Here is a 12,953-nt window from a genome sequence, read left to right as displayed (position 1 = left end):
TCGCCGCAAAACCCGATTGGTCCCCCTGTGTCCGCCTCGCACTCCGCGCTCGTGCCCGACTGGCTCACCGCCCCGGCCGAAGCGAACGAGCTCGTCGCCTCCGTCTGGCCCGCCTCGGCGCACCGCGTCGACGACGGCTCCGTCGAGATCGGCGGGGTCTCCGTCTTCGACCTGCGCGACCGCTTCGGCACGCCGCTGTACGTCCTCGACGAAGACGAGGTGCGCGCCCACGCCTGTCGCGCTCGCTCCGCCTTCGACGCCGCGGCCGCTCGCCACGGCATCCGGGCCCGCGTCTACTACGCCGGAAAGGCGTTCCTGTCGACCGAGGTCGTGCGCTGGGTCGTCGACGAGGGGCTCTCGGTCGACGTGTGCACGCGCGGGGAGCTCGAGGTCGCGCTCGCCGGGGGCGCCGACCCCGCGCGCCTGGGCTTCCACGGCAACAACAAGAGCGTGTCCGAGCTCGAGCGCGCCGTCGAGGTGGGCATCGGCTCGGTCGTGGTCGACAGCCCGATCGAGATCGAGCGTCTCGCCGCGATCGCCGAGCGCCGGGGTGCCGTGCAGTCGGTGCTCGTGCGCGTGCGCACCGGCGTCCATGCTGAGACCCACGCGTTCCTCGCCACGGCCCACGAAGACCAGAAGTTCGGCTTCTCGCTCGAGGGGGCGGCCGAGGCCGTGGCCCGGATCCGCGAGCTGCCGAGCCTGCGCTTCGTCGGCCTGCACGCCCACATCGGCTCGCAGATCTTCGACTCCTCCGGCTTCCGGGAGTCGGCCGCCCGCCTGGTCGACCTGCACGCCGACCTGCTGGCCGGGGGAGAGATCCCCCTCCTCAACGTCGGCGGCGGCTTCGGGATCTCGTACACCTCGGTCGACGACCCGAAGCCCATCGAAGAGATCGCCGACGGCATCGTCGACGCCATCGCCGACGAGTGCGCGGTGCGCGGCATCCCGATGCCCGACGTCGCCACCGAGCCGGGCCGCGTGATCGTCGGTCAGGCCGGTGTCACCCTCTACGAGGTCGGCACGGTCAAGACCGTGACCGCGGGCGAAGACCTCGACCGCACCTACGTCAGCGTCGACGGCGGCATGAGCGACAACGCCCGGCCCGCCCTCTACGGCGCCGACTTCTCGGCACGGCTGGTCTCGCGCGAGAGCTCCGCCACGCCGGCGCTCTCGCGCGTGGTCGGCCACCACTGCGAGTCGGGAGACATCGTGGTGGATGCCGAGTACCTCCCCGCCGACGTCACCCCCGGCGACCTGCTCGCCGTGCCGGCCACCGGCGCTTACTGCTTCTCGCTCGCGAGCAACTACAACTACACGCCGCGCCCCCCGGTCGTCGCCGTCCGCGGGGGACAGGCCCGCGTGATCGTCCGCGGCGAGAGCATCGACGACCTCCTCTCGCGCGACGCCGGGATCCCGGCATCCGCTTCTTCCGCTACACCCCACGGAGACACCGAATGACCGACTACCGCACGCTCCGCGTGGCGCTCCTCGGCGCCGGCGCCGTCGGCTCGCAGGTCGCCGACCTGCTGCTCAAGCACGGCGACGAGCTCGCCGACCGCGCGGGCGCGAAGCTCGAACTCGCCGGCATCGCCGTGCGCAACCTCGACGCCAAACGCGACGTCGAGCTGCCGCAGGAGCTGTTCACCACCGACGCCGAGACCCTCATCGTCGGCAGCGACATCGTCATCGAGCTCATGGGCGGCATCGAGCCCGCCCGCACGCAGGTGCTGCACGCGATCGCTTCGGGCGCCGACGTCGTCACCGCCAACAAGGCGCTGCTGGCCACCCACGGCTCCGAGGTCTTCGAGGCCGCCGACCAGGTGGGTGCCGAGGTCTACTACGAGGCCGCCGCCGCGGGCGCCATCCCCATCATCCGGCCGCTGCGCGACTCGCTCGCCGGCGACCGCGTCGTGCGGATCATGGGCATCGTCAACGGCACGACGAACTACATCCTCGACCGCATGGACACCGAGGGCGCCGACTTCGCCGACGTGCTCGCCCAGGCGCAGGCCCTCGGCTACGCCGAGGCCGACCCCACCGCCGACGTCGAGGGCTACGACGCCGCGCAGAAGGCGGCGATCCTCGCGAGCCTCGCCTTCCACACCACGGTTCCCCTGGATGCCGTCCACCGCGAGGGCATCACCTCGGTCGACGCCGCGATGATCGAGTCGGCGCGTCACGCCGGTTACGTCATCAAGCTCCTCGCGGTCTGCGAGCGCCTGACGGCCGCCGACGGCTCGGAGTCCATCTCGGTTCGCGTCTATCCCGCTCTCGTCGACCGGACGCACCCGCTCGCGAGCGTCCACGGCGCCAACAACGCCGTCTTCGTCCAGGCCGAGGCCGCGGGCGACCTGATGTTCTACGGCGCCGGCGCCGGGGGCGTGCAGACGGCCTCCGCCGTTCTCGGCGACGTCGTCTCGGCCGCGCGTCGTCACATCGCCGGCGGTGTGGGCGTCGGCGAGTCGACGCGCGCGAACCTGCCCGCCGTGCCGATCGGGCACGTCATCACGCGCTACCAGATCACCCTCGAGGTCGACGATCAGCCGGGCGTCCTGGCGACCGTCGCCGGGATCCTCAGCGAGGGGCGCGTGTCGATCGCGACCGTCGAGCAGACCGTCATCGAGGCGGACCAGACCACTCAGACCGGCGGCTCGGCCCGCCTGGTCATCGGAACACACAAGGCCCGCGAGCAGGATTTGAGCGAGACCGTCGAGCGTCTCGCCGCAAGCGGCGTCGTCGAGCGCGTGGTCTCCGTGCTGCGTGTGGAAGGGAACTGACATGGCACACCTCTGGGGCGGAGTCCTCCGCGAATACGCCGACCGTCTGGGTGTCACCGACGCCTCCACCGTCGTCACCCTCGGCGAGGGCGGCACGCCGCTGCTGCCCGCACCCGCGCTGTCGCGTCGCACCGGCGCCGACGTGTGGGTCAAGTACGAGGGCATGAACCCCACCGGCTCGTTCAAGGACCGCGGCATGACCGTGGCCCTCTCGCGGGCCGTCGAGCACGGCGCGAAAGCCGTCATCTGCGCCTCGACAGGCAACACCTCGGCCTCGGCCGCGGCCTACGCCGCCCACGCCGGCATCACCGCGGCGGTGCTCGTGCCCGAGGGCAAGATCGCCATGGGCAAGCTCAGCCAGGCCGTCGCCCACAACGGCCGCCTCATCCAGATCCGCGGCAACTTCGACGACTGCCTCGAGATCGCCCGCGAGCTCGCCGACCACTACCCGGTGCACCTGGTCAACTCGGTCAACCCCGACCGCATCGAGGGTCAGAAGACCGCGGCGTACGAGGTCGTCGAGGTCCTCGGCGACGCCCCCGACTTCCACGTCATCCCGGTCGGGAACGCCGGCAACTACACCGCGTACTCGCGCGGCTACCGCGAAGAGGCCGCCCGCGGCGTCGCCACGCGCGTGCCCCGAATGTTCGGCTTCCAGGCCGCCGGTTCCGCACCGCTCGTGCGCGGCGAGGTCGTGAAGCAGCCCGAGACCATCGCGAGCGCGATCCGCATCGGCAACCCCGCGTCGTGGGAGCTCGCCCTCGAGGCGCGCGACGACACCGACGGCTACTTCGGCGCGATCGACGACGCCGGCATCCTCGAGGCGCAGAAGATCCTCGCCGGAGAGGTGGGCATCTTCGTCGAGCCCGCCTCGGCGATCAGCGTCGCGGGTCTGCTCGAGCGGGCCGAGGCCGGGGTCATCCCCGCCGGGGCCAAGGTCGTCCTCACGGTCACGGGCCACGGGCTCAAAGACCCGCAGTGGGCTCTGCGTCGTGCCGACGGCACCGACGTCACGCCCACGGTCGTCGACGCCGCCACCTCGGAGGTCGCCTCCGTGCTCGACCTGCAGCCGGTGACCGCGTGAGCTCAGGCCCCGGTCGTCGGGTCGCCGTCCGCGTTCCCGCCACCAGCGCTAACCTCGGGCCCGGCTTCGACACCCTCGGTCTCGCGCTGAGCGTCTACGACGAGCTCGTCGTCGAGCAGCTCGACGGCGACCGCCTCGAGATCGAGGTCGAAGGAGAGGGGACGGCCGACGTCCCCCGCGACGCGTCGCACCTCGTCGTGCGCGCGATGGCGCACACGTACGCCTCGGTCGGCCGCACCCTCCCGGGGGTGCGACTGACCGCGCACAACGTCATCCCGCACGGGCGAGGCATGGGCTCGTCCGGCGCCGCCGTGGTGGCCGGCATCCTGGCCGCCAAGGGCCTGCTCGAGGGAGAGGTCGCCTTCAGCGACGTCGACCTGCTGCGCCTGGCGACCGAGCTGGAGGGGCACCCCGACAACGTCGCCCCGGGCCTGTTCGGCGGCCTCACGATCGCGTGGATGGATGCCGAGGGCCCCCAGCACAAGCAACTGATCGTGCACCGCGGCGTCTCGCCGCTGGTGTTCGTGCCGAGCTTCACGATGTCGACCGCCGTGGCCCGGAGCCTCCAGCCGCTGCAGGTGCCGCGCGAGGACGCGGTGTTCAACGTCTCGCGCTCGGCGTTGCTGATCGCCGCGATGACCCAGAGCCCCGAGCTGCTGATGGCGGCCACCGAAGACAAGCTGCATCAGAACTACCGCGCGCAGGCGATGCCCGAGACCGACCGCCTCGTGCGGGCGCTGCGGGCCGAGGACTACGCCGCCGTCGTCTCGGGTGCCGGACCCAGCGTGCTCGTGCTCGCCGACGGGCCGGGGCAGCGACTTGCAGCCGCAGATCTTATGGCATCCGTGGTCGACATTCCGTGGCAGGCGCTCATGCTCGCCGTCGACGTCAAGGGTGGTACAGTGAAAAACGCAGAGGGTTCCGCGTAACTTCGCGAATCTGAGCCTCTGCACCACCTGCGAAATCCGCAACACATCGCGAACCCGGTAACGGCTGCACTCTCCCGAACCGCTGGTGTCCTTCGTCTGCGTTCTGCTTGGCGAAGCGCGATCTGATCACCGTCATTTTCTGAGGAGCACTCGTGGAGTCCATCTCCGAGACCCAGCCCGTCGACGCGCCCGAGGGCGCCGAGACCGACGAGCAGCCCACCGCTGCTGCACAGGGCACCGACATCGAACAGGCCACCGAGGCCGCCGCCGAGGGCGCTGACGCCCCCGCCGCGGAGGAGCCCGCCGAGGCGGACGCGGCTGCCGCCGACGCGCAGCCCGAGGCGCTGTTCACCGAGGACACTCTGGCCGAGGCGCCCGCCGCTGACGCCGCGCCCGCCGCCGACGCCGCGCCCGCCACCGACGCCGCGCCCGCCGCCGACGCCCCCGCGGCGGACGAGGCCGCCGCTGCCGAGGCGCCTGCTGCCGAGGCTCCGGTGGAAGAGCCCGCGCCCGCCGAGAAGCCCGCTCGCGCCCCGCGCAAGCGCGCCCCGCGCCGTGCGAAGAGCGCCACCGCCGAAGAGAAGGCCGCGGCCGAGGCCGCTGCCGCAGAGGCTGCTGCTGTGGACGCCGCTGCCGCGGACGCCGCCGCCGCCGAGGCCCCGGCCGTCGCGGAGCCCGCCGACGCCACCACGCCCGTCACCACCGCCGCCGATGTCGCCGCCGACGCCGAGGTCGCCGCCGAGACGCCGACCGTCGACGAGGCCCCCGCCGCCGAAGCCACCCAGGCAGAGGCCCCCGCGACCGAAGCCTCCTCGGATGAGGCTGCCGCAACGGACGCCGCGACCGCGCCCGCCGCCGCCTCGAGCGACGCCGCCGCCGGATCCGCGTCGACGGACGCCGAGCAGGCCGAGGGCGCCGCGACCGACGGCACCGAGCAGGCCGACGAGACGCCGGCCCGCGGCCGGGGTCGCAGCCGCTCCCGCAACCGCAACCGCAACAAGGCCGACGCCGACAAGACCGAGGCCCCGGCGCCCGCCGCCGACGAGGCGGAGGCGGCCGACAAGGGTCAGCGTGAGAACGGTCAGCGTGAGAACGGCCAGCGCGACAACGCGCAGAACGGCCAGCAGGCCCAGCAGCAGCAGGGCGGGGCGGCGAACAGCCGCAACCGTCAGCGCAACAAGCGCCGCGGCCAGAACACCACGGGCGACGAGTTCGAGACCGAGATCGGCGAGGACGACGTCCTCGTTCCCATCGCCGGTGTGCTCGACGTGCTCGACAACTACGCGTTCGTGCGCACCACGGGCTACCTGCCCGGCCCGAGCGACGTCTACGTCTCGCTCGGCCAGGTGAAGAAGTACAACCTGCGCAAGGGTGACGCCGTCGTCGGCGCCATCAAGCAGCCCCGCGAGGGCGAGCAGCAGGGGCGCCAGAAGTACAACGCCCTCGTGCAGGTCGACTCGATCAACGGCCTGTCCGTCGACGATGCCGCGGCGCGCGTCGAATTCACCAACCTCACGCCCCTGTACCCGCAGGAGCGCCTCCGCCTCGAGACCGGTCCCGAGAAGCTCACGCAGCGCATCATCGACCTGGTCGCCCCCGTCGGCAAGGGCCAGCGCGGCCTGATCGTCGCGCCCCCCAAGGCGGGCAAGACCATCGTGCTGCAGCAGATCGCCAACGCGATCGCGACGAACAACCCCGAGGTCCACCTCATGGTCGTGCTCGTCGACGAGCGTCCCGAAGAGGTCACCGACATGCAGCGGACCGTCCGCGGCGAGGTCATCGCCTCGACGTTCGACCGCCCGGCCGAAGACCACACCACGGTCGCCGAGCTCGCCATCGAGCGCGCGAAGCGTCTCGTCGAGCTCGGGCGCGACGTGGTCGTGCTGCTCGACTCGATCACCCGCCTCGGCCGCGCCTACAACCTCGCCGCCCCCACCTCGGGCCGCGTGCTCTCCGGTGGTGTCGACGCCTCGGCGCTGTACCCGCCCAAGCGCTTCTTCGGCGCCGCGCGCAACATCGAGAACGGCGGATCGCTCACGATCCTCGCGACGGCCCTGGTCGAGACCGGCTCCAAGATGGACGACGTCATCTTCGAGGAGTTCAAGGGCACCGGTAACAGCGAACTGCGCCTGAACCGCCAGCTCGCCGACAAGCGCATCTTCCCGGCCGTCGACGTCAACGCGTCGAGTACGCGTCGCGAAGAGATGCTGCTGTCGAACGACGAGGTCAAGATCACCTGGAAGCTGCGTCGCGCGCTGGCCGGTCTCGAGCCCCAGCAGGCCCTCGAGGTCGTGCTCGGCAAGCTCAAGGAGACGCAGTCGAACGTCGAGTTCCTCGTGCAGATGCAGAAGTCGATCCCGGCGCCCGCGCGCGGCGGTGACGACAACAGCATCCGCTGAGCCGACGGCCTGACGCCATGTCGGTGCCCTCGATGTTCGAGTCGGTCCGCGGACTGCTCGACGAGCACAAGGCGGTCGAGCTCGAGCTGAACGATCCCGCGGTGCACGCCGATGCCGCGCGCGCCAAGCGGGTGAACCGGCGCTACGCCGAGCTCAGCCGCGTGGTGCACGCCTACGGCGCCTGGACCGCGGCATCCGAAGATCTGGATGCCGCCCGCGAGCTCGCCCGTGAAGACGAGGCGTTCGCCGAGGAGGTGCCGGCTCTGGAGGAGCGCGTCGCCGAGACGCAGGAGCGTCTGCGGCGCCTGCTCATCCCGCGTGACCCCGACGACGCCCGTGACGTGATCATGGAGATCAAGGGCGGCGAGGGGGGAGCGGAGAGCGCGTTGTTCGCGGCCGACCTCCTGCGCATGTATCTGCAGTACGCGGCATCCATGGGCTGGAAGACGGAGCTGCTGGAACGCACCGAGTCCGACCTCGGCGGTTACAAAGACGTCCAGGTCGCGATCAAGGGCTCCTCGAGCGACCCCGCCCAGGGCGTGTGGGCGCACCTGAAGTACGAGGGTGGTGTGCACCGCGTCCAACGCGTGCCCGCCACCGAGTCGCAGGGGCGCATCCACACCTCCACGACCGGCGTCCTCGTCTTCCCCGAGGTCGACGAACCCGAAGAGGTCGCGATCGACCCGAACGACCTGAAGATCGACGTCTTCCGCTCATCGGGCCCCGGTGGTCAGTCGGTCAACACGACCGACTCCGCCGTGCGCATCACGCACGTGCCCACCGGGATCGTCGTGTCGATGCAGAACGAGAAGTCGCAGCTGCAGAACCGCGAGGCCGGCATGCGCGTGCTCCGCGCCCGCCTGCTCGCCAAGCAGCAGGAGGAGCGCGACGCCGTCGCCGCCGACGCCCGCAAATCGCAGATCCGCGGCATGGACCGATCCGAGCGCATCCGCACGTACAACTTCCCTGAGAACCGCATCGCCGACCACCGCACCGGGTACAAGGCGTACAACCTCGATCAGGTGATGGACGGCGCCCTGGGCCCGATCATCGAGTCGGCGATCACCGCCGACGAAGAAGCGCGCCTCGCGGCCCTCGCCGACTCCTAAGCTCGGGTGGTGCTCACCGCCGCTCAGATCGTGTCGTTCGACGACACCCCGCCCCCGCCCGGACTCTCGCCGTGGGTCGGTGTCCCCGAGCAGGTGCGGCGCATCGAGATCGTGGATCCGGATGCCGCCTGGCCCGACGTCTTCGCGACGCTCCGCGCTCGGATCGTCGAGGCGCTGGGAGACCGCGCTCTCGAGGTCGAGCACGTCGGTTCGACGTCGGTGCCCGGGCTGGCCGCCAAGCCGGTCATCGACATCGACCTGACGGTCGCCGACACCGATGACGAGGACGCGTACGTCCCCGCCCTCGAGACGCTCGGCTTCGTGCTGCGGGTGCGCGAGCCGTGGTGGCTCGGGCACCGCTGCCTGGTCTCCGCAGACCCGGCTGCGAACCTGCACGTGTGGCCGCCCGAGAGCCCCGAGGCCGCGCGGCACCGCATCTTCCGCGACTGGCTGCGCGCCGACGAGGCTGATCGAGAGCGGTACGCCGCCGTCAAACGCGCGGTGGCCACCGACGGCTTGATGAGCGAATACAACGCGCGCAAAGAGGGTGTGATCCGCGAGATCTACGCGCGCGCGTTCGCCGCGGCGGGTTTGTCCGGCTGACGGCCGCCCTTCCGGGACCCCAACGCAGGATTCCCGGACGCCGCCCGTCCGCTGACCGGCGCCGGAGGCCGACAGAGACCGGATCTCCTGCGTTGTGTCGGGGTGGGCGTCAGGCGTCCCAGGCGGGTGGGTGGGGGAGCGGACCGCGGCGGCCCTCGAGCTGGGAGGCGAGCGACAGCAGCACCGCCTCACCGCCGGGCCGCCCGACGAGTTGCACCGACACCGGGTGGCCCCCGGCGTCCGTCGTCACCGGAATCGTCAGGGCGGGAAGCCCCGCGACGTTGACGAAGCTCGAATAGGGGGCGTACTCGACCTGCATCGCGAAGGTGCGCTCGGGACTGTGGCCCGCGTAGGCGCCGACCGGCTGCGGCGCTTGCGCGAGGGCGGGCATGAGCACGGCATCGAAACCCGCGAAGTCCGCGATCGTGCGGCGTTCGAAAGCCCGCGCGGCGGCGAGCCCGTCGAGCAGCTCGAGGGCGCCGAGCCGGCGTCCCTCCCGCACGAGCCACGCGGTCAGGGGCTCGACGAACTCCGCGTCGGCGTCGCTGAGGGGGATGCGCGCGGCGCTCGCGCGCCAGAGCACGTGGAAGAGTTCCGCATAGCCGAACGGATGCCAGTCGGCATCCGTCACCGCGTGTCCGGTGTCGTCGAGCCAGGCGGTGGCGGTGTCGAACGCGGTCTTCGCGTCGGCGTCGAGGCGGATGTCCTCGGCGTCGTCCCAGGGGGAGACGGTGGTGACGCCGACGCGGAGGGCGCCCGGCGCGCGCCGCGCCGCCTCGACGAACGGCCCGGCGCCCGGGGCCGCCGTGGCGTAGCGGAAGGGGGCGAGACCGACGAGGGCGTCGAGGAGGAGCCCGGCGTCCTCGGCCGACCGCGCGATCGGCCCCGTGACCGACAGCCCGTCGGGCGAGTCGAAGCCCGAGCCGATCGGCAGCCGCCCGCGCGACGGCTTCACGCCCACCACGCCCACGGTCGCCGAGGGGATGCGGATCGAACCGCCACCGTCCGAACCGACCGCCGCGGGGAGCAGCCCCGCCGCCACCGCGACCGCTGCGCCGCCGCTCGACCCGCCGGCGCCGGCGGACTCGCGCCACGGGTCGCGCGCGGGCGCGTGGATGAGCGGTTCGGTGAACCCGGTCAGCCCGAACTCCGACGTGCTCGTCTTGCCGAGGTTGATCGCCCCCGCGGCGTCGAGCGCGACAGCGAGGGGATCGGATGCCGTGGGCACGTGGTCGACCCGCGATCGCGAGCCGTACCGGGTGGGCACGCCGGCGCGCGCGACGAGGTCTTTGTCGGCGAGGGGGAGGCCCCACAGCGACCCGTCGGCGGGTCGGGCGAGGTCGGCGGCCCGCCGGAGCGCGGCATCCGGAGTCACCTCGGCGAAGGCCCCGAGACCCCGGTGCCTGTCGATGCGGTCGAGGTAGTGAACCGTTAGCTCCGCGGGGGAGAGGTCGCCGACGCGCAGCGCATCGAGCTGCGCCACGAGCGAGAGGTCGTGGAGACGGGGCACCTCACGAGCCTACGGCTCCGCGCGCACGGGCAATGTGATCAGATCCAGTACTCGGGCGTGGTCAGCAGGGCACGGGTGTCTTCGCCGGTGCGTCGGGTGCGGGCTTTCGCGGGAACGCCCACCAGCACGCTGTCGACGGGGGCATCGCGGGTGACGACCGCGTTCGCGCCGACGACCGAGCGCGCGCCGAGGGTGATGGGGCCGAGTATCTTCGCCCCCGCGCCCACGGCCACCCCGTCGTGCAGCGTGGGGTGGCGCTTGCCGCCCTCACGCTGACGACCGCCCAGGGTGACGCCGTGGTAGAGCATGACGTCGTCGCCGACCTCGGCCGTCTCGCCGATCACGACACCCATGCCGTGGTCGATGAAGAAGCGGCGGCCGATGGTGGCGCCGGGGTGGATCTCGACACCCGTGAGCCAGCGCGTGACCTGCGACAGCGCGCGCGCGGGGAAGCGCAGGCCGCGCCGCCACAGACGGTGGGCGATGCGGTAGGCCCACACGGCGTGCAGACCCGGGTACAGCAGAGCGATCTCGAGACCACCGCGCGCCGCGGGGTCGCGGAGCTTGGCCGAGGCGATGTCTTCACGGACGCGGGAGAGGACCCCCACGTCAGTCTTCGCGCAGGTGCTCGTAGAGCGCCGTGGACAGGTACCGCTCGCCGTACGAGGGGATGATGACGACGATGTTCTTGCCGGCCGCCTCGGGGCGACGGGCGACCTCGAGGGCGGCCCAGATGGCCGCACCCGACGACATTCCGACGAGGATGCCGTCCTTCGCCGCGGTCTCGCGGGCCAGGCGGATCGCGTCGTCGAACTCGACGTCGATGACCTCGTCGATGATGTCGCGGTCGAGGATCGCCGGCACGAAGTTGGGGCCGATGCCCTGGATCTTGTGGGGACCCGGGTGGCCCTTCGTGAGTACGGGGGAGTCGGCGGGCTCGACGGCCACGACCTTGACGCCGGGAACGCGCTCCTTCAGCACCTGGCCGACACCGGTGATGGTGCCGCCGGTGCCGATGCCCGCGACGAAGTAGTCGACCTTGCCCTCGGTGTCGCGCAGGATCTCTTCGGCCGTGGTCTTGCGGTGGATCGCGGGGTTCGCCTCGTTCTCGAACTGGCGCGCCCACACGGCGCCGGGTGTCTCGGCGACGATGCGCTTGGCCTCGTCGACCGCGTGCGACATGCCCTTGGTGGGGTCGGTGAGCACGAGCTCGGCGCCGAAGGCCTTGAGCAGGATGCGGCGCTCCTTCGACATCGACGCGGGCATGGTGAGGATGACCTTGTACCCGCGCGCGGCGCCGACCATCGCGAGGGCGATGCCGGTGTTGCCGCTGGTCGACTCGACGATCGTGCCGCCGGGCTGCAGCTCGCCCGAGGCCTCGGCCGCGTCGATGATCGCGATGCCGAGGCGGTCCTTGACGCTGGAGGCGGGGTTGTAGAACTCGAGCTTCGCGAGGATCTGCCCGCCGGCGCCCTCGGCCACGCGGTTCAGCCGCACCAGCGGCGTGTCGCCGAATGCAGAGGTGATGTCGGAGTGGATGCCGGGCATGGCTCGCCTTTCGCCGTCGGTCGGGACGCGATCATTTTAGGCGAGCGCTCCGACACCGCCGGTCCGTGTGACGCCGCGCGACTAGGCTGGGCTCCCGTCATGCCTGAGACCCCTCCGCCCCCCGCCCCTCCGGTCGATTCGGTCGCCGACGTCGTCCGCGCCGCGGCGCAGCGGCTCGCTCGAGCGGGGGTGCCCGACCCGCAGGTCGATGCCGAACTGCTCGTCGCGCACGTGCTCGACACCTCGCGCGGCGGCGTGCAGGCGGCCGCGATCCGCGGTGACCGCATGCCGGAGCCCGCCGCGCGGGCCCTCGCGCCCCTGCTCGATCGGCGCACGGCCCGCGAGCCGCTGCAGCATCTGACCGGTCTCGCGCCCTTCCGCTCGATGGAGCTCGAGGTGGGGCCGGGGGTGTTCGTCCCGCGCCCCGAGACCGAGATGGTCGCCCAGCTCGCGATCGACGCGCTGCGCTCGGTGGCCTCGCCGGCGCCGATCGCGGTCGATCTGGGCACCGGGAGCGGAGCCATCGCGCTGGCCATGGCCACCGAGGTTCCCCACGCCCGGGTCTTCGCGGCAGAGAACTCCGTCGACGCGTTCGTCTGGACGAAGCAGAACGTCGCCCGCATCGGAGCGGACAACGTGACCCTCGCCTTCGTCGACCTCGCCGACGCGTTCCCCGAGCTCGACGGAACCGTGTCGGTGGTGGCATCCAACCCTCCGTACGTCCCCGACGAGGCGATTCCGCGCGATCCCGAGGTGCGCCTGTACGACCCGCCGGCGGCGCTGTACGGGGGACCGGACGGACTGGATGCCGTGCGCCACCTGAGTCGCGTCGGCCTGCGCCTCGGACACCCGGGGGCCACCATCGTCATCGAGCACGGCGAGTGGCAGGGGGCGGCCATCCGCGAGATCCTCACCGCCGACGGTTGGCGCTCGGCCGAGACCCACCCCGATCTGACGAGCAGGGACCGCGCCACGACGGCCACCCGCCCGTGAC

At 72.1% G+C, this 12,953-nt stretch carries 11 protein-coding genes; 8 read left to right on the top strand and 3 right to left on the bottom strand.

The window, feature by feature from the left end; all coding sequences use genetic code 11:
* The first annotated feature begins 27 nt into the window (after positions 1-27).
* The 7 genes from lysA to F9B98_RS01750 all read left to right on the top strand — a co-directional run bounded on the left by lysA (position 28) and on the right by F9B98_RS01750 (position 8,901).
* Positions 28-1,458, top strand: a complete 1,431-nt coding sequence (gene lysA, locus F9B98_RS01780; protein ID WP_191966623.1) for a diaminopimelate decarboxylase — start codon at positions 28-30, stop codon at positions 1,456-1,458.
* Positions 1,455-2,777 (top strand): homoserine dehydrogenase, encoded by a 1,323-nt coding sequence (locus F9B98_RS01775; protein ID WP_150952029.1) that lies wholly within the window; start codon positions 1,455-1,457, stop codon positions 2,775-2,777. Before lysA ends, F9B98_RS01775 begins: the two co-directional genes overlap by 4 nt.
* Before the next feature lies 1 nt (position 2,778).
* Positions 2,779-3,861 carry a threonine synthase gene (gene thrC / locus F9B98_RS01770; RefSeq protein WP_150952026.1) on the top strand — a complete coding sequence of 361 codons (1,083 nt, stop codon included), beginning with the start codon at positions 2,779-2,781 and terminating at the stop codon, positions 3,859-3,861.
* Complete coding sequence (gene thrB, locus F9B98_RS01765; RefSeq protein WP_150952023.1) at positions 3,858-4,790, top strand: homoserine kinase; 933 nt, start codon at positions 3,858-3,860, stop codon at positions 4,788-4,790. Before thrC ends, thrB begins: the two co-directional genes overlap by 4 nt.
* Before the next feature lie 152 nt (positions 4,791-4,942).
* A complete protein-coding gene (gene rho, locus F9B98_RS01760; RefSeq protein ID WP_191966622.1) occupies positions 4,943-7,189 on the top strand; it encodes a transcription termination factor Rho in 2,247 nt (748 codons plus the stop codon).
* 32 nt (positions 7,190-7,221) lie between these two features.
* Positions 7,222-8,298 (top strand): peptide chain release factor 1, encoded by a 1,077-nt coding sequence (gene prfA, locus F9B98_RS01755; protein WP_150952020.1) that lies wholly within the window; start codon positions 7,222-7,224, stop codon positions 8,296-8,298.
* Positions 8,299-8,307: 9 nt separating this feature from the next.
* Positions 8,308-8,901 (top strand): GrpB family protein, encoded by a 594-nt coding sequence (locus F9B98_RS01750; protein WP_150952016.1) that lies wholly within the window; start codon positions 8,308-8,310, stop codon positions 8,899-8,901.
* A 109-nt stretch (positions 8,902-9,010) separates the two neighbouring features.
* On the opposite strand, the gene F9B98_RS01745 is transcribed toward F9B98_RS01750, so the two are convergent.
* From F9B98_RS01745 to cysK, 3 genes are read right to left on the bottom strand one after another with little or no spacing between them, the layout of a single operon-like run.
* Positions 9,011-10,411, bottom strand: a complete 1,401-nt coding sequence (locus tag F9B98_RS01745; protein WP_150952013.1) for an amidase — start codon at positions 10,409-10,411, stop codon at positions 9,011-9,013.
* 38 nt (positions 10,412-10,449) lie between these two features.
* The gene (epsC, locus tag F9B98_RS01740) at positions 10,450-11,019 is read right to left on the bottom strand and encodes a serine O-acetyltransferase EpsC (protein ID WP_150952011.1); all 570 of its coding nucleotides are present in this window, start codon (positions 11,017-11,019) and stop codon (positions 10,450-10,452) included.
* Between the two features lies 1 nt (position 11,020).
* Positions 11,021-11,959, bottom strand: a complete 939-nt coding sequence (gene cysK, locus F9B98_RS01735) for a cysteine synthase A (protein WP_150952008.1) — start codon at positions 11,957-11,959, stop codon at positions 11,021-11,023.
* Positions 11,960-12,058: 99 nt separating this feature from the next.
* Here cysK and prmC point away from each other — a divergent pair, with 99 nt between their 5' ends.
* Positions 12,059-12,952 carry a peptide chain release factor N(5)-glutamine methyltransferase gene (gene prmC / locus F9B98_RS01730; protein ID WP_150952005.1) on the top strand — a complete coding sequence of 298 codons (894 nt, stop codon included), beginning with the start codon at positions 12,059-12,061 and terminating at the stop codon, positions 12,950-12,952.
* Position 12,953 lies beyond the last annotated feature (1 nt).

Origin of the sequence: Microbacterium testaceum StLB037 (assembly GCF_008763945.1) — a bacterium.
Classification (GTDB): domain Bacteria; phylum Actinomycetota; class Actinomycetes; order Actinomycetales; family Microbacteriaceae; genus Microbacterium; species Microbacterium testaceum_G.
Note: the sequence above shows the minus strand (reverse complement) of the source record. Positions and strands in the feature narration are given on the sequence as shown.

Coding starts and splice junctions, on each gene's coding strand:
- F9B98_RS01775 (WP_150952029.1), top strand. CDS start 1,455: ATGACCGACTACCGCACGCTCCGCGTGGCGCTCCTCGGCGCCGGCGCC.
- thrC (WP_150952026.1), top strand. CDS start 2,779: ATGGCACACCTCTGGGGCGGAGTCCTCCGCGAATACGCCGACCGTCTG.
- prfA (WP_150952020.1), top strand. CDS start 7,222: ATGTTCGAGTCGGTCCGCGGACTGCTCGACGAGCACAAGGCGGTCGAG.
- cysK (WP_150952008.1), bottom strand. CDS start 11,959: ATGCCCGGCATCCACTCCGACATCACCTCTGCATTCGGCGACACGCCG.
- prmC (WP_150952005.1), top strand. CDS start 12,059: ATGCCTGAGACCCCTCCGCCCCCCGCCCCTCCGGTCGATTCGGTCGCC.